17 protein-coding genes are annotated in these 16,806 nt (G+C 67.5%); 10 read left to right on the top strand and 7 right to left on the bottom strand.

What is annotated here, in order from left to right; genetic code table 11:
- Positions 1-918: a UbiA prenyltransferase family protein gene (locus tag VFG33_RS38275; RefSeq protein WP_325057929.1), complete on the bottom strand. Its 918-nt coding sequence runs from the start codon at positions 916-918 to the stop codon at positions 1-3.
- Positions 919-975: 57 nt separating this feature from the next.
- Positions 976-1,869, bottom strand: coding sequence for a Vgb family protein (locus VFG33_RS38270; RefSeq protein ID WP_325057928.1), 894 nt, complete (start codon positions 1,867-1,869; stop codon positions 976-978).
- A 130-nt stretch (positions 1,870-1,999) separates the two neighbouring features.
- Between VFG33_RS38270 and VFG33_RS38265 the strand changes: the two genes are divergently transcribed.
- The 3 genes from VFG33_RS38265 to VFG33_RS38255 all read left to right on the top strand — a co-directional run bounded on the left by VFG33_RS38265 (position 2,000) and on the right by VFG33_RS38255 (position 5,517).
- A complete protein-coding gene (locus VFG33_RS38265; protein WP_325057927.1) occupies positions 2,000-2,764 on the top strand; it encodes an SDR family NAD(P)-dependent oxidoreductase in 765 nt (254 codons plus the stop codon).
- Positions 2,765-2,952: 188 nt separating this feature from the next.
- Positions 2,953-4,932 carry an APC family permease gene (locus tag VFG33_RS38260; protein WP_325057926.1) on the top strand — a complete coding sequence of 660 codons (1,980 nt, stop codon included), beginning with the start codon at positions 2,953-2,955 and terminating at the stop codon, positions 4,930-4,932.
- Between the two features lie 18 nt (positions 4,933-4,950).
- Positions 4,951-5,517, top strand: a complete 567-nt coding sequence (locus VFG33_RS38255) for a DinB family protein (RefSeq protein ID WP_325057925.1) — start codon at positions 4,951-4,953, stop codon at positions 5,515-5,517.
- A gap of 6 nt (positions 5,518-5,523) precedes the next feature.
- On the opposite strand, the gene VFG33_RS38250 is transcribed toward VFG33_RS38255, so the two are convergent.
- Complete coding sequence (locus tag VFG33_RS38250) at positions 5,524-7,038, bottom strand: LCP family protein (RefSeq protein WP_325057924.1); 1,515 nt, start codon at positions 7,036-7,038, stop codon at positions 5,524-5,526.
- Positions 7,039-7,142: 104 nt separating this feature from the next.
- Here VFG33_RS38250 and VFG33_RS38245 point away from each other — a divergent pair, with 104 nt between their 5' ends.
- The gene (locus tag VFG33_RS38245; RefSeq protein ID WP_325057923.1) at positions 7,143-7,628 is read left to right on the top strand and encodes a GNAT family N-acetyltransferase; all 486 of its coding nucleotides are present in this window, start codon (positions 7,143-7,145) and stop codon (positions 7,626-7,628) included.
- A 3-nt stretch (positions 7,629-7,631) separates the two neighbouring features.
- Here VFG33_RS38245 and VFG33_RS38240 read toward each other — a convergent pair whose 3' ends face one another.
- The 3 genes from VFG33_RS38240 to VFG33_RS38230 form a co-directional block, all read right to left on the bottom strand.
- Positions 7,632-7,952, bottom strand: a complete 321-nt coding sequence (locus tag VFG33_RS38240) for a hypothetical protein (RefSeq protein ID WP_325057922.1) — start codon at positions 7,950-7,952, stop codon at positions 7,632-7,634.
- A gap of 19 nt (positions 7,953-7,971) precedes the next feature.
- Positions 7,972-8,337: a VOC family protein gene (locus tag VFG33_RS38235; protein WP_325057921.1), complete on the bottom strand. Its 366-nt coding sequence runs from the start codon at positions 8,335-8,337 to the stop codon at positions 7,972-7,974.
- 87 nt (positions 8,338-8,424) lie between these two features.
- Positions 8,425-8,970, bottom strand: a complete 546-nt coding sequence (locus tag VFG33_RS38230) for a winged helix DNA-binding protein (protein ID WP_325057920.1) — start codon at positions 8,968-8,970, stop codon at positions 8,425-8,427.
- A gap of 263 nt (positions 8,971-9,233) precedes the next feature.
- On the opposite strand from VFG33_RS38230, the gene VFG33_RS38225 reads away from it, so the two are divergent.
- From VFG33_RS38225 to VFG33_RS38205, 5 genes are all read left to right on the top strand, one after another.
- Positions 9,234-9,464: a hypothetical protein gene (locus VFG33_RS38225; protein WP_012924486.1), complete on the top strand. Its 231-nt coding sequence runs from the start codon at positions 9,234-9,236 to the stop codon at positions 9,462-9,464.
- A gap of 243 nt (positions 9,465-9,707) precedes the next feature.
- Positions 9,708-10,073, top strand: coding sequence for a VOC family protein (locus VFG33_RS38220; RefSeq protein WP_325057919.1), 366 nt, complete (start codon positions 9,708-9,710; stop codon positions 10,071-10,073).
- A gap of 33 nt (positions 10,074-10,106) precedes the next feature.
- Entirely contained in the window at positions 10,107-11,237 is a 1,131-nt protein-coding gene (locus VFG33_RS38215) for an epoxide hydrolase family protein (RefSeq protein WP_325057918.1), read from the top strand.
- A 133-nt stretch (positions 11,238-11,370) separates the two neighbouring features.
- Positions 11,371-13,140 carry a histidinol-phosphatase gene (locus tag VFG33_RS38210; RefSeq protein ID WP_325057917.1) on the top strand — a complete coding sequence of 590 codons (1,770 nt, stop codon included), beginning with the start codon at positions 11,371-11,373 and terminating at the stop codon, positions 13,138-13,140.
- Positions 13,137-13,700, top strand: a complete 564-nt coding sequence (locus VFG33_RS38205) for a hypothetical protein (protein WP_325057916.1) — start codon at positions 13,137-13,139, stop codon at positions 13,698-13,700. Before VFG33_RS38210 ends, VFG33_RS38205 begins: the two co-directional genes overlap by 4 nt.
- Before the next feature lie 185 nt (positions 13,701-13,885).
- Here VFG33_RS38205 and VFG33_RS38200 read toward each other — a convergent pair whose 3' ends face one another.
- Positions 13,886-16,144 (bottom strand): HelD family protein, encoded by a 2,259-nt coding sequence (locus VFG33_RS38200; protein WP_325057915.1) that lies wholly within the window; start codon positions 16,142-16,144, stop codon positions 13,886-13,888.
- Between the two features lie 182 nt (positions 16,145-16,326).
- Between VFG33_RS38200 and VFG33_RS38195 the strand changes: the two genes are divergently transcribed.
- Positions 16,327-16,806: NADPH-dependent FMN reductase (locus tag VFG33_RS38195; RefSeq protein ID WP_325057914.1), on the top strand; the 480-nt coding region annotated here is incomplete at its 3' end.

Genomic DNA, 16,806 nt, shown 5'->3' with positions numbered 1-16,806 from the left:
TCAGAGGACGCCGGTGTAGGTGAGGGCGAAGGTTGCGCAGGGGAGGAGGAAGAGGGAGGCCAGGATGATCACGCTTCTGAACGGCCGGCCGGGTCCGATGAAACGCCGGTACGCCGCGACGAGCACGGGGACCATCACGATCTCCAGGGCGAGCATGCTCCGGGGTATCACGTCGCCGAGCGCGGCGAGTAGTACAGACAGCCCGGCGGCCGCGATCCACGCGATGAAACCTAGCCGGTACGTCGTACTGGCGCCGAGGCGGACCGCGATCGTCTGACGGCCGGCCGCACGGTCGGCCTCCAGATCGGCGAGCGTCGTCGGCAGGTAGAGCCCGATCGCGGCCAGCGTCCCTTGCAATGCCATCACCCACGGGAAGTCGCTGAGGTCAGGGGAGACCGCGGCCCAGCCGGCCAGTGGTCCAAAGGTGCCCAGGGCAAGGGAATTTACCGCGACGTCGAACCCGGCGCGGGTCTTCAGTCTGACCGGCGGCACGCTGTAGGCCCAGCCGAGGATCAACGCCAGCAGGACGCCGAGCGTGAAGACCCAGCCGACATAGAGGCCTGCGGCAAGGGATGCGAGGCCGGCAACGACCGAGATTCGCTTGGCGGTCTCCACCGACACCCGACCGTCGAGCAACGGCGACTTCGACTTGCGCGGATTCAGCAGATCGCCGGGCAGGTCGTACGCGTCGTTGATCGCCAACACGGCCAGCCACAGCAAGGGACCCATCACCACAGCACCGACGGCAAGCCGCGGCCAATCCTCGACCGGCGGCACCAGCCGATGCGTGGCCAACAGGATCCCGACGTAATACGGGACCACCGAGACAACCCAGAACGCCGGCCGCCCAACCGCCAGCACATCCCGAACCCGCCCAGCCGCACTTCGTTCGACTCTCGGCACCAGCAGTGTGGTCACGTGAACCACACTGCTCCTACCGAGCCCCGGCGGCATCCCTCCACCGGGTGAGCCCTCTCACTCCCAGGCGTGGATGTGCGCAAGAACACCGATCTCGAGCGCGACCCAGACGCCACCGTCGGGTGCGACAGCCAGGCCGTGCGGCTCTGACTCGGCGCCGAGATCAACCTCGGCCACGACCGAGCCGTCGCGGTCCAGGCGCGCCACCGATCCGGATCCCCACAAAGTGACCCAGCATCCACCGTCGGGCGTCGCCGCCACAGCGTGCGGTTTCGACGAGCGGTCTGGCAACGGGAACTCGGTCAGCACACCGTCCTGATCGATCCGCCCCACCTGGCCCGCGAGCAGTTCGACGAACCAGACGGCATCCGGGCCGACGCTGATCCCCACCGGCCCGGCCTGCCCTGTCGGCAAGGGGTACGTCGTCACCTCGCCGTCCAGCGACATCCTCGCGATCGCGTTCGCCTGGTTCAGAGTGAACCAGAGCTCGGGTCGCTCCGGGGTGGCGGCGATGTGAGCGGGGAACCCGCCGGCGACACCGATCGCGAACTCCGTGACCGACCCGTCCAGGCTGATCCGCCCGATCTTGTCCGCGCCCATCAGCGTGAACCACAGTGCGTCGTCCGGGCCGATACACAGCCCGTACGGCGATCCGCCGTCGCTAAGCACCGGGTACGACGAGACCACGCCGCTCGAGTCGATTCGGCCGATCTGGTTGTCACCGTTGCGGGTGAACCAGACGGCGTCGTCCGGGCCCGTCACGATCACGCTGGGACGGCTGCCACTCGCGTCCAGGTCGAACCGCTCCACCTCATTGCCCTCGGCAACGCGCGTGACCACACCGGTGTGCACCAACGTTGTCCACACCTCCGGCGCGGAACCACCCGGGCGCAACGCCACGCCGTACGGACCTTCGTTGCTGTCAGCAACCTTCAGTTCAGTGACCGGCAAGGGTGCTCTCTCCTTCAGGCTGGCGAGGTTCGGACGCCGCCCAGAGAATCACGACCGCCTTTCCCAAGTCCACCTGTACTAGTGTCCCGTGTCGGAGCACTAGGCTGCAGTAGGGATGAAGGAGGCCGCGGTGGCTGGACGGTTGACGGATGAGATTGTGCTGATCACCGGGGCTGCCCGGGGGATCGGGCGTGCGATTGCCGCGAAGGCCGTCGAGGAAGGCGCCGCGGTCGGGTTGCTCGACGTACTGGCCGATGAGCTCGCCGCGACCACCGAGAACCTGCGGAAGACCGGCGCGCGGGTCTTCTCCGCCGTCGGCGATATCACCGACGAGACCTCCGTACGCCGGGTCGTGGATCAGGTGGTCGCCGAGCTCGGACCGGTTACGATCCTCGTCAACAACGCCGGCAAGAACTCGTACGCCGACGCGACCACGATGACGGTCGAGGAGTGGGACTCCGTCTTCGACGTGGACCTCAAAGGCGCCTGGCTGATGGCGCGCGCCGTTCTGCCCGGGATGATCGAGTCCCGGCAAGGCTCGATCGTCAACATCGCCTCGATCCACTCGCACCTCACCACCGCGGGCATGTTCCCGTACGCCGCGGCCAAGTCCGGCCTGGTCGGGATGACCCGCAGCCTGGCGCTCGACGTGGCACCGCACAACATCCGGGTGAACGCGGTCAGCCCCGGCTTCATCGCCACCGAAGGCCTCGAGCAGTTCTTCGAAACCATGCCAGGCGCCCGCGAAGCCGCCCTCCAGGTCCACCCCCTCGGCCGCATCGGCACCCCCGAAGAAGTCGCCGAGGTCGTCTGCTTCCTCGCCTCCCAAGCAGCCACCTTCGTCACCGCCGCCAACTGGTCCATAGACGGCGGCCTAACCGCCCGCTACGCCTGACCCCACCGAGCTTCCCCATCCCGAACGCCGCCACCGCTTTCCACTGACCAGCCGAAAGGGCGCAACGTACTGCCTGAACGGTCGAAGAAGTGGGTCTCTAACAGGGCTCTAACGGGGGTTTATGGAACTGGTCCCGTGGGCTCTAACGGGTTTCTGACTGGCGTGTTTTGTCGTGCATTCTGGGGCGCGTGACCTCCACTGAAGCGCTCGCAGTCCCCGCCTCCGTCGATGGGCCCGGCAAGCAGGCTCCCGTGGCCCGGGGCGCCAGAGGGTGGCTGCTGAAGCACCGTGTCCAGCCCGTCGGACCCGAGGCCGGTGAAGGTCACGCGACGCCGCACTCGTGGTGGAAGGTGATGTGCCTGACCGGCGTCGACTACTTTTCGACGCTCTCCTATCTGCCCGGTATCGCGGCCCTTGCCGCAGGTGCCTTATCCCCGCTGGCGACGCTGCTGATCGTGGCGCTGACCCTGCTGGGGATGCTGCCGATGTATCGACGGGTGGCCAAGGAGAGCCCGCACGGTCAGGGCTCGATCGCGATGCTGGAGAACCTGCTGCCATTCTGGCGCGGCAAGCTGTTCGTGCTGGTACTGCTCGGATTCGTCGCGACCTCATGGATCATCACCATCACGCTGTCATCGGCCGACGCGACCGTGCACCTGGTCGAGAACCCCATCGCGCCCGACTTCCTGCATGGCCAGGAGGTCCTGATCACCGTCGTACTGCTGCTGATCCTGGGCGGCGTGTTCCTGCTCGGTTTCAGCGAGGCGGTCGGCGTCGCCATCCCGCTGGTGGCGATCTTCCTCGTCCTGAACGCGGTGGTGGTAGCCGTCGGCCTGTACGACGTGATCGCGGAGCCGGGCGCATTCTCCGCCTGGGTCGACGCGCTGACCGAGGGACGGAACGGATTCGGCGGGGTCATCGGGCCGGCTGTCGTCGCGTTCCCGCTGCTGGTGCTCGGCATGTCCGGCTTCGAGACCGGCGTCAGCATGATGCCGCTGGTCGCCGCCGACGGCCAGACAGCCGAGGAGCGGTTGGCCAGCCGGATCCGCAACACCAAGAAGCTGCTGACGGCCGCCGCGCTGATCATGAGCGTCTACCTGCTGGCCACGAGCTTCATCACCACCGTGCTGATCCCGGCCGACGAGTTCGAACCAGGCGGTGAAGCGAGCGGTCGCGCGATGGCGTACCTCGCCCATGAACACCTCGGCGAGGTGTTCGGTACGGCCTACGACCTCAGCAGCGTGCTGATCCTGTGGTTCGCGGGTGCCTCGGCGATGGCCGGCCTGATCAACATCGTGCCGCGGTATCTGCCGGCGTACGGGATGGCGCCGGAATGGGGCCGGGCCGTGCGTCCCGTCGTCCTGGTCTACACGGCCATCAGCGTGGCGATCACCATCGCGTTCGGGGCCGACGTAGACGCCCAGGCCGGTGCGTACGCGACCGGGATCCTGGTGATGATGGTGTCCGGCGCCATCGCCGTCACCATCTCCGCAGGCCGTCGCGGGCAGCGTCGCCAGACGCTCGCCTTCACGGTCCTCACCCTGGTCCTGCTGTACGCGCTGGTCGAGAACATCATCGAGAAGCCCGACGGCATCGCGATCTCCGGGCTCTTCATCGCCGGCATCGTCGTCGTCTCGCTGATCTCCCGGGTGTCGCGCACCACCGAACTGCGCGCCGACCGGATCGAGTTCGACGAGACGGCACGCCGGTTCCTGACCGACTCGATCAACACCGACGGCACCCTCAACCTGATCGCCAACAAGCGTCAGGCCGGCGACGAGGCGGAGTACTCGGCCAAGGAGGCGGAGGTTCGGGCGATGGACCCCGTGCCCGGACACACCGACATCCTGTTCCTCGAGATCGACGTGGTCGACCCGTCCACCTTCAGCGACGTACTTCGCGTCGAGGGCGTCGAGGTGGACGGCTACCGGATCCTGCGAGCCCAGAGTCCGGCGGCGCCGAACGCGATCGCCGCGATCCTGCTCACGCTGCGCGACACCACCGGAATCCGGCCGCACTGCCACTTCGAATGGTCCGAGGGCAACCCGCTGAGTCACCTGCTCCAGTACCTCATCCTCGGCCGCGGCGACACGGCCCCGGTGGTCCGCGAGATCATCCGCCAGCACGAACCCACCCCCGCCAACCGCCCAGCCATCCACGTCGGCTGAGCCCACTATCCTCACGACGTGACCGACCTCAAAACGGCACTCTGGGCCCACCTGCGCGGCAGCCGGTCGACAATGCTGGCGAAGGTCGACGGCCTGTCGGAGTACGACCTGCGCCGGCCGCTGACGCCGACCGGAACGAATCTGCTCGGCCTGGTCAAGCATCTGGCCGGTGAGGAGTACGGGTATCTCGGGGAGTCGTTCGGCCGGTCGCCGGCCGAACGACCGTCCTGGTTCCGGGACGACCCCTTCACCGAGATCGACCTGTGGGCGACGCCGGATGAGTCGAGCGACTACATCTTCAGCGTCTACCGGCAGGCCTGTGCTCATGCCGACGCAACGATCGGCGAGCTCGAGCTGGACAGTCCGGGTCAGGTGGCGCACTGGTCGGAGGAGACCCGGGAGACGACGCTAGGGGTGTTATTGATCCGGATGGCAGGCGAGACCGCGCAGCACGCGGGCCATGCCGACATCATTCGCGAACTGATCGACGGCCGGATCGGCACCGATGGGTCCGTCGCCGCGGATCCGGAGTTCTGGGCGGACCGGCGACTCGAAGTACAAGCAGTCGCCGATCTCTTTCGGTGACGGACGTCAGCCGGGTGGGCCGGGGTTGTAGGCGCAGGAGTCTGCGAGGTCGGCCGCGGCGGTCGTCGTCGAGGTGGGCCGGTCGGTCGGCTTGACCACGGGCGTGGAGGTAGGCGTCGGCGTGGACGGGCGGGCGGCGGGGTGTAGGGCTTGGTTGACGATCTGGCGCATGCCGGCGTAGTTCGGGTTGCGGCCGTTGGGGAAGTTCTTCTTCTTGTTCAGGTCGATGTTGGTGATCTTGGCCGACTTCACCTTCTGCCCCAGGGTGACGAAGTTGCCGAGCATCGTCTGCGGTACGTCGGTGCGGATCAACTGCTCGCCGGCCGCGGCGATCTCGCGGTAGTGCGTCAGGACGTTCTGCGGCGTTGCGCGTTCCACGATCGCCTTGATCGTGCACCGTTGCCGCGCCTGCCGGGCGAGGTCCGCGGTCGGCACCTTGTAGCGCCCCCGCGCGAACCACAGCGCGTCGAACCCGTTCAGCCGCTGGTCCGCCCCCGGCTGCAGGTACCGCCCGGGCTCGATCCCCTTGTCGTCATCACCACCGACCGGTACCGGGTAGTTGATGTTCACCGTGATTCCGCCGAGCGCCTCCACCATCTGCTCGAACCCGGACAGGTTGACCTGCAGGTAGTAGTGCAGCTTCAGCCCGAGCGCCTCGCCGACCGACTGCTTCAGCGCATCGGCTCCCTGGTTGTCCGACTCAAGTACGCCGTCGTGGTACCGCGGGATATTCCGGTACATCGCGTCCAGGTAGAACTCCGACTGCTCCACATCGCCCTTCCGCGGATCCCAGTATCCGGTCGGATAGAACTTGTAGAGCGGCGAGTCCTTCGGGAACGGCATCCGCATGAAGTTCCGCGTCATCGAGATCAGCGCGGTATCTCCGGTCCTCGTATCGATGCTCGCGACCATCACCGTATCCGCGCGAGCACCCTCCCGCCCGTCGCCCTCGTCTGCGCCGAGCAACAGCAGGTTGAGCCGGGGGAGCGACGCCCACGGATCCTTCTTGTCGAGCTGCGGCCGGGTCGCGCTCTTCGAGTTGCCACCCGCGAACACCTTCGTCACCAGGCTGCGTTGCGCGACGAGATTCTGCGCGCCCAGCGCCGAACCCGACACGACCGAGAAGCACACCAACCCGACCACCAACGCGCCGAACATCCGCGCCGCCAACCCGGATTGCAGCGGCCGCAACATCTTGTACGACGTGACGAGCACCACGACCACGACGAGTCCCAGTACCGCGACCCCGGCGGTCATCCCGAGCAGGATGTCCGGGTCGAGCGCCCACTTGATCACGTCCTCCCGCCGGACCATCCCGAGATAGACGGCTCCACCGAGCAGCGTGAGGCTGATCCCGGTGACCAGGGTTCCGACGCGGGCCCGCCCGGCCACCAGGTACGCCGTACCGGGTAGAAGTGCACCGAAGACCGCGATCAGAAGGGCAGCTAGCGCGGACCGTTGCCGGGCCGATCTGGGCTTGGCTCGCCGGGCGCTCGAGCTTCTCTTCTGACGCGGGGACATGGGCTCCACTCGGTGGCCGGGATCAGGACGCCTGGACGCATCCCCTGTTTGCGTCCAGCCCGTTCGACTCGCTGACCGCGCAGAAAGTTCGGCACAATCTCCGGGTGACAGAAATCCAGGTACGCCGGGCCAAACCGGACGACGCCGAGGCCCTCGTCCGACTGCGAGCACTGATGCTCGAGGCGATGGGCAACGACACGGGATCCGCGGACGCACCGTGGCGTCGCGTGGCGGTGCGTTACTTCGCCGAGCAACTGGCTTTGCCGGAGACCTTCGCCGCGTTCGTGGTCGACGACCCGGAGGTCGGGGTGGTGGCAGGTGCCGTCGGCAATCTCAACGCGCACCCGCCGGGCCCGAAGGACCTGAGCACCGTCCGGGGGCACGTCTACAACGTCAGCACCGAGCCCGCCTTCCGGCGGCGGGGGCTGGCGCGGGCCTGCGTGGTCGCGCTGCTCGACTGGTTCCGGGACGAGACCGACACCGGCCAGGTCGAGCTTCACGCCACGCAGTACGGCGACGGCCTCTACCGCTCTCTCGGCTTCGTCCAGAGCACCTACCCGTCCCAACGCCTCCGCATCACCAGACCCTGACGCCTACCTCCACCATGTGTCAGTGGTGGAGGTAGCACGGAGGGCCTTGATCCGCTCGTCCGCCGAGTCGTTGCACGCGGCAAACTTCTTGCCCACGGCCGGCCCGATCGCCTCCAGCTCACTCGCCGAGACCTTGCACTGCCGCTCGTCGTCATCCACAGTCGGCAGGAAGATCGCCCCGCGCCCCGGTGTCCATGCATCCTCGCGCCCTTCGTCAGCCTCCGAAACCGCCCCGTCCCGATTCACATCGGCACCCGGTTCCGGCGCATCCCCGCCTTCTCCCCAGGCGACCAGAGCGGGCGACGTACCCGTCGGCAAACCCACAGCGACCGCTCCCACTGACTCAGCCCTGGAGCACCGACAGGATGTTGCCGGCTGGGTCCTTGAACCACGCGATCAGCGGTCCGTCGCCTCGCGCGATGCCCAGTTCGTCATGGTCGTCGCCGTACCGCTCGAAGCTGATGCCGCGGGCGGTCAGTTCCTTCACGGTGGCTTCGATGTCGTCCACCGGGAAGTTGAGGATGGTGAACGCGGCCGGGGTGTGATCCGCCTTCGGATAGACCAGCACCGGAATGCCGCCGGCGATCTCGAGCCCGAGCATCCCGTTCTGCTCGCTGACCTCGAGTCCCAGCGTCTCGCCGTAGAACTTCTTCGCCGCGGGAATGTCGTCGACCGAGAACCCGCTGAATGCCTTCGTCTTCGTGAACATCCGCACACCTGACGTCACCGGCGCGCTGTTCGCGCCTCTCATCCGGTACGTCGACGCGGGCACGCCGCCTTCGACATGCCCAGGTCGCTAGTTGTGCAGGATCTGGGGGACCGGCTGCGGCACGGCGCTCGCGCCCGCCGACTCGAGGCCGTCGGCCACGGTGTGCAGGAGGCGGACCAGGTGGGCGGCGTCGGTCGGGCCGAGGATGCCGGTGATGACGTCGAGGACGCGAACTGTGAGTCCGTCGAGCTGGGACAGCCGGGCCTGACCCATCCCCGTCACAGCCAACTGTGGGCTGGTCCGGACCAAACCCAGACCGATGAGTTCGGTGATGGCCAGTTCGGCCTCGCCCGTGGTGGTGCCGACCTGCTCGGCGACCTCGGCCGCGCTGTCGCGGCCCTGCGAGATGGCGCTCAGCACCATCGCGGCCGGCATCCGCATCCCGACCGCGTCCTGCAGGCCGAGGATCAACGGATGGGCGTGCCCGCGGACCCGCTCGACGGCATCCAGGAGGCGGAGCGCGTCGCCTGCATCTCCGATCAGGTGCTCGGTCTGGACGGTAGCGATCCCCAGTGGTTGTACGACCCGGTCGGGAAGGGCCAGAGCCTTCGTTCCAACGTCTTCGATGGTCACGCGTCCAGCCTACGGAGTCTGCAAGCGGGCTCGGCGTGTCGTAGCTGAGGAAACGCTATGAATTGCCGATGAATTCATATTCGGACACCTGTTCGAAGAATGTTCCGATCCGAATTCGGATTTCTTGACGATTGCCCAGATTTCAGCGTGACCTAGCGGCGGAGTCGTCCGTTGGATCTGACGTGACGGTGAACACACGGCAAACCGTCACCGCGCTCGCTCCGCGTTCCGGCCGACCACCGCACGAACTGCCAGGAGGACCAGTGACAACCGCCACCGCCACCCAGACGTCTGAGCGCCGACGCGTACGAGTCTGGTTCGGTGAGCACGTGATCGCCGACTACAACGCCGAGCCGGCGTTGGCCGAGCGGTACGCACACGCCATGAGCCGTCGCTTCGCCGGACTGCGGGTCACCAACGACCCGATGCCGGCGGTCGACCGACTCCCCGACCCCTTGCCCGGCGAGCGCATGTGGGACGTAGCCCCCCGCTAGTCCATAGGTTGGCGGCAAGCGAGCGTGGGCGCTCTGCCCCTCGCTTGCCGCCCTCTCTCTTCCGAATGCGCCTGACTCCCTACCCAACCCTGCGAAACATCTCCCGTCCGCACCGTGACCTGGCAAGGTCCTCCGGTGCGGACGTTTTTTGTGCGACCACCCAGCCATGTCGAATGCGCCGACCCGGGTCCGACGTACCGGCTGTGAGCTGAAATCGGCAGCTCCCCGATCCGAGGAGAACCCATGGCGCGGCCCGTTCTGAACAGCATGTTGCTCGGCAGTACCGACCCCGACCGGCTGAAGTCCTGGTACCGCGACGGCTTCCACGCCGAGGTGGACGGCTACGGCAACCTGAACCTCGGCGGCTTCGGCCTGGTGATCGAGAAGCGGGACGACGTCGCCGCCGGCACCGCCGAGCCCGGCCGGTTCATCGTCAACTTCGCCGTCGACGACATCGACGAGGCGGCCGCCCACCTGCGCACCCTCGCCGTCGACTGGCTGGTCGAGCCCGAGGACCGCGGCATCGGCTGGTTCGCCACCGTCATCGACCCCGACGGCAACTACGTCCAACTGATCCAGATGAAGCCCGAGTACTACGCCCAACTCTGATCACCAGGAACGCCTGACATCTACCGTGGTCGGATGATCGAGGACTTCCGGATCGAGATTCCGCAGGATGCGGTGGACGACCTGCGCGATCGGCTGGAACGGGTGCGCTGGCCGCGGTCCCTCCCGGCGGACGGCTGGGATCGCGGCGTGCCGGTCGCCTACTTTCAGCGGGTGGTCGCCGACTGGTTGTCCTACGACTGGCGGCTCTGGGAGGCGAGGCTCAACGAGTTTCCCCAGTTCACCACCAGGATCGACGACCAGACGATCCACTTCCTGCACGTGCGATCACCCGAGCCGGACGCACTCCCGCTGATCCTGACGCACGGCTGGCCCGGCTCGGTCGCCGAGTTCCTGGACATCCTCGGCCCACTGACCGATCCCCGCTCCCACGGCGCCGACCCGCGCGACGCCTTTCACGTCGTCGCACCGTCCGTACCGGGCCACGGCTTCTCGGTCCCGTTGGAGCAGCCCGGCTGGAACCACCTGAGAATCGCCCGCGCCTGGTCCACGCTCATGAGCACACTGGGCTACACCCAGTACGGCGCTCAGGGCGGCGACACCGGTTCGGTCGTGTCCCCGCTGCTCGGACGGATCGACCCGGACCACGTGGTCGGCGTACACATCAATGGTGGTCTCGCCTATCCGGCAGCCCGGCCCGGGGACTTCGACAACCTGACCGACACCGACCAGGCGAAGCTGGCAGCGGCCAAGGAGATCCTTGCCACTGGCACCGGTTATGCGGAGGTGCAGTCGACGAAGCCGCAGACGGTGTCGTTCGGCCTGAGTGATTCGCCGGTCGGCCAACTCGCCTGGATCCTGGAGAAGTTCCACGACTGGACGGATCCGGCTCGCGAGCTGCCCGAGGATGCCGTTGCCCTCGGCCACATCCTGACCGACGTCTCGATCTACTGGTTCACCAACACCAGCGCGACCTCGGCCAACCTGTACTACGAGAACCGGCAGGCGCCGGACGAGTCGCATCCGTCCACCGTGCCGACCGCCGTGGCTATCTTTCCAACCGATCCCGCGATGCGCCACATAGTTGCCCGTGACCACAACATCACGCAGTGGCACGAGTACCCGCGCGGCGGTCATTTCGCCGCGCTCGAAGTTTCAGACCTCCTGGTCGACGACATTCGGGCCTTCTTCCGCTCAATTCGCTAGGGCAAATGCGACATCGTCGCAAAACAAGGGATTCCCGGCGATCTGGTTCACCGAATGCCCCCCAGAACAACACCTTCACGTCATCAAGAAAGGCGATGATCCCGCCGGATTCCGCCGTCCGAGAGGAAGCACGATGGGACACTCCCACGACCACACCCCTGACCACAGCGATGGTCATGGGCACGGCCACGGTCACGGCCATGGGCACGACCACGATCATCACCACCCGAACACCGAACTGGACGCCGCGACGCTGGCCGCGCTGGACGAGTCGATCCCGGACCAGGACCTCTCGCCGAGCGAGGTGAGCCGCCGCTCGCTGCTCCGCTCGGCCGGCATCCTCGGTGGTACCGCCGCGCTCGCCGTCACCGGTGTGCAGGCCGCGGCCGCCGCCACCCCGAAGAACGTGCCGGGCTGGATCTTCCAGCAGGGCAAGCGCCCGAACGTCTGGCTGGCCGGTGACCACCACATCCACACCCAGCTGAGCTCGGACGGCATGTACCGGGTGATCGACCAGGCCCGCCACGCCACGGCGTACGGGCTCGACTGGCTCGTCATCACCGACCACGGCGGCGCCACCCACGCCCGGATCGGTGTTGACCTGGTGAACCCGCAGATCAAGGCGGCCCGGTCCGAGCTGAAGAACACGCTGATCTTCCAGGGGTTCGAGTGGAACATCCCGGCGGCTGAGCACGGCACGATCTTCGTCGCGCCCGGTTCGCGCGAGGTCGAGATCCTGAAGCAGTTCGAGACCAACTACGACGGCGGCGTCAAGAACGCCGGCGCGAACACCCCGGTGAACGAGCAGCTCGCCGTCTCCGGCATCCAGTGGCTCGGTCAGCAGGTCGACCGTCGGCGGGTCCAGGACGCGCTGTTCCTGGCGAACCACCCCGCGCGCAACGGCATCGACAGCCCGCACGAGATCCGCAACTGGCGCGACGCCGACCCGCGTATCGCCGTCGGCTTCGAGGGCGCGCCGGGTCACCAGGCGGCCGGTCTGCCGGCCGGCATCGGTGGTGCACAGGCTCGTGGGTACTACGGCAACGCGCCGGGCGCCAACTCGTTCCCGGGCTACCCGGCCGAGAGCTACCGCACCTGGGGCGGCTTCGACTGGATGACCGCGACCGTCGGCGGTCTGTGGGACAGCTTGCTTGCCGAGGGCAAGCCTTGGTGGATCAGCGCCAACTCCGATTCGCACGTGAACTGGAACGAGACCTCGCGTCGTCCCGACGGGTCGGACCAGGCCCAGTTCGACCGCGACGGCCGCTACATGGACCCGGTCTACGGCAACACCGTGAACCGCACCGCCGGCGACTTCTGGCCCGGCTACTACAGCCGTACCCACGTCGGCGCGGACCGTCGCGACTACCTGTCGGTGATGGAGGGTCTGCGCAACGGCCGGATGTGGGTCGACCACGGCGCCCTCGTGAAGGGTGTCGAGGTCGAGGTCCGCGAGGTCGGCAAGAAGTACGGCGAACCGCTCGGTGGCGCATTGCTGGTCCGTGAGGGTCGCCAGGTTGAGCTGGTCGTCCGGATCACCACGCAGACGATGCCGAACTGGTCGAACTTCGTACCGCTGCTGAACCGGGTCGACGTGATCAAGGGGGCGGTGAAGGGCACGGTCAGCGATCGGGACACCTTCAAGGCACCCGACACCAAGATCGTCCGGCAGTGGGACACCTCGGGCAAGCGCGGCACCTTCGAGCTGGTCCAGCCGCTGGGCCGGGCGGAGGCGCCGTTCTACGTCCGGGTCCGCGGTACCGACGGGAACCGCAGCCAGCCGGGGTACCTCGGCGCGGCGATCGACCCGCAGGGACCGCAGCTCGACGTCGTCGGCGACGCCGACCCGTGGGCCGACCTCTGGTTCTACACGAACCCGATCTGGGTCCTGCCGAAGAAGTGATCATCGCCGTAGACGCGGACAGCCGGGACGCCGTGGAGGCCGAGCACGTCCTGCTCGAGCTCCTCGGCTCCCTGTCTGCTCGAGGTCCGGTCGTCGCCTGCACCCACGTGGTGTCGGGCGGCGACCGGCCGCACCTGGCCGTCTCGATCTCCAGTACGACGGACCTCGGCGAATGGAACTCGCACGACGTCGGGTCGGCCATCATCCGAGCGGGCGCGGACGAACCACTCGTCGCCGGCCCGAGCACCCTCGTCCGCGGTGCCTACGTCGCCGCGGTCGAAACAGCCCTCGGTACTGCGGGTCGTCTGGTCAGGTGGCCCGGCCAGGACCAGGCGCACGGCGTCCTGACGGCGGCCGAACTCCGCGATCGCTGCGGGATCGACCAGGTCGAGGCACTGGGCGGCATCCCGGTCGAGGACGACACCGTGGTCGACACGCTCGACTTCCTCCGCCCGATCCGCCGCAACGGCCAGGTGGTCCTCCAGGTCCAGCCGGCCGCCGGCGGAGTACTGATCCCCTTCGAACTAGAACACCAACAGAAATGCTGCGCCGACCACTAGAACCCGCCGCCATAGCCGTGGTCATTGAGTGAGATCCTGTCGCGCGTGGTGCCGCAGCGTAGACACAGCTCATAGCGCTGGCCTTCTTCGTTGTGCTCGGTTCTCCATCTGTGTAAGCCGAGAAGACACTGAAGTGGCTTCTTCATCTTCTGACGGTAGGCCTGCGACCCCGGCAGGGAAAGCGGTCAGAGCCGGGCGTCCCAGGCGTCGGTGTCGCGGAGTACCTCGGGTAGCGGGCCGATCACGCCGAGGCGCTGGGTGCAGCGGGTCAGGGCGACATAGAGGTCGCGCATTCCCCGAGGCGACTCGATCATGATGCCGTCGGGATCGACCACCAGGACCGAGTCGAACTCGAGCCCCTTCGCGCCCGACACCGTCAGCACTGTCACCTCCGGCAGTCCGCCGAGTGCCTCCTGGACCAGCTCCAGCCGCTGCCGCGAGGTGATCACCCCGACCTGCCCGTGCTGGACCTCCTCGCCGGCCACCTTGCTCACGTACGCCGCCTGCTCCCCGGGCGCGACCTCCTGATACCAGGGCTTCACCCCGGTCGACCGGACAGAACGAGGAGCCTGAGCCGTCGGATCCACCTCGCGCAGTACGTGGGCGGCCAACTCCATCACCTCGGCCGGCGTCCGGTAGTTCATGGTCAGCTCGGCGAGCCGCCAGCGATCACCGAAGCTCGGTGCGAGCGCCTGCCGCCAACTGGTACTGCCGCCGGCCGCACCGGTCTGGGCGACATCCCCGACCAGCGTCATCGAGCGCAGCGGGCAACGCCGGGCGATCGCCCGCCACGCCATCGGTGAGAGCTCCTGCGCCTCGTCCACGATCACGTGCCCGTAGGTCCACCGGCGATCGGCTGCCGCCCGGTCGGACAGAGTGCGATCGTCGTCAGCCTCGTACCGCGCGGCGAGTGCCTCGGCGTCCAGAATGTCCTTCGCGGACAGGACTTCTGCCTCGTCGTCCTCGTCGAAGTCGGTCGAGGCGGAACCGGAGAGCACGTCCAGCGAGCCTTGCGCATAGGCGATCGCCCGGGCCCGCTCGGCCTTCTGCCGGGCCGCGTCCTGCCCGTCATCGCCGAGGAGCTCGGCTGCCTCATCAAGCAGGGGGACATCGGCCGGGCCCCAGTCGTCGCCGTACCGGAGCAGGTGTTCGCGGTCGAGTGCGCTGAGCTGGGGTGCGGCGGACGCGAGCCGGTCCTCGTCGCCGTACAGGTCGATGAGGAGTTGCTGCGGGCTGAGGTTCGGCCAGAGTTGGTGGAGCAACGCCTGCACCGCGGGATCGGCGACGACCTCTTTGCGCAGTTCCTCCAGGTCGTACTCGTCCAGGAGGTTCTCGCCGCCGAGCGGATCGGCGCCGATGATGTCGGCGTACTGGCTCGTGAGGGTGTCGATCAGGTCCTTCAGGAAGAACGGCCGGGCCTGGTTGTGCGTCAGCCGGCGGGCGCGAGCCCTGGCACGGGCGTCCGCGATCACGGACGGATCCAGCCGCAGTACGGTCCGGTCGACGGTGATCTCGACCGGCCGCTCCGGCACGAACTGCCGATCGGCGACGGCCTTCTCGATCACCTCGGCCAGCACCGCGCGGCCCTTGACCTCCGCGACCTCGGCCGGCTCGGGCCGGGTCGCGGTCAGACCCGGATACAGCTCGGCGATGGTGACCAGGCGAACGCCGTCCTCACCCAATGACGGCAACACCTGGCCGATGAACTTCAGGAACGTCGGATTCGGCCCGACGACGAGAATTCCGCGCTTTTCCAGCTGGGCGCGATGGGTGTACAGGAGAAAGGCCGCCCGGTGCAGCGCGATCGCTGTCTTGCCGGTGCCGGGACCGCCCTGAACGACCAGGATTCCGGCCAGATCCGAACGGATGATCCGGTCCTGATCGGCCTGGATCGTCTGCACGATCGACTCCATCGTGCCGGTCCGCCTCGCCTCCAGGGCGCTGAGCAGGACGGCCTCGCCGATCACGCCGGTGCCCGGTTGCGACAGTCCGGCCGCCTGCCGGTCCAGGTCGAGTTGCTCGTCCTGGACGTCGACCACCTTGCGGAGCCGGGACTGGATGTGGCGGCGACGGACGACGCCGTGGTTCGCCACCGCGGTCGCGATGTAGAACGGCCTCGCCGCGGGCGCACGCCAGTCGACCAGCAGGGGTTCGTAATCCTCGTCGTGCAGCCCGAGCCGGCCGATGTGCAGGACCTCGCCGTCGGCGTCGTCGAGCCGGCCGAAGCACAGCCCTTCCTCGGCGGCGTTCAGCCGGGCCAGCCGGGCGTTCAGGTCGCGGATCCGGCCGTCGCGCTGGTGCAGCGCCTGGGCATTGCGGGTACCGGCGACCTGGTCGTCGCTCCGACGGGCCTCGGTACGTGCCCGCTCACGGTCGAGCGTTGTGTAGAAAGTGGTCAGGTGAACCTGTTCATCCTCGACCGGATTCTGGACCGGATTCTGCAATTCAAACCCCTTGTGATAAACTGCGCTTCGCAGGTTCCCAGAGACCCGGTGAATGACGCGGCTGGTATTTCTCTGGTGGTAGCCACAAATCCTTGAGTTTACTGCATTCGGCCCTTTTGCGCGCCTGCCTGATTCACCCGGGGGTTGACCTCAAGTCAACTTCAGGTACTACGTTCGCCGCCGTGACTGTTCACCCTCTGCGGCTGGCACTGCTCGTCCGCACCACCGAGCCCGGAAGCTTCGGCACCGTCGTCGCCGACTGGTTCCGCCGGCAGATCGAGCAGCGCGACGACTTCAAACTCGACCTGGTCGACCTGGCCCGTACTCCGCTGGAGTCGCTGGCCCCGCGGATCGCCGAAGCGGACGCGGTCGTGGTGATCAGCCCCGAGTACAACCACGCCTACCCCGGCGAGATCAAGCTCGCCATCGATGCCGTCCGCGAGCCCTGGTACGCGAAACCCGTCGCCTTCATCGTCTACGGCGGCCGCTCAGGTGGTCTCCGTGCGGCCGAACAACTGCGCCTGGTCTTCGCCGAACTGCACGCGGTCACCATCCGCGAAACCCTCAGCTTCCACCAGGCTCCCCACTGCTTCACGCCCACCGGCGAGCCGGTAGACCCAGCCACCTTTCTGGCCGCCGCGACCCTCCTCAACCACCTCTCT

It is taken from the genome of Kribbella sp. (genome assembly GCF_035687465.1).
Lineage (GTDB): Bacteria > Actinomycetota > Actinomycetes > Propionibacteriales > Kribbellaceae > Kribbella.
Note: the sequence above shows the minus strand (reverse complement) of the source record. Positions and strands in the feature narration are given on the sequence as shown.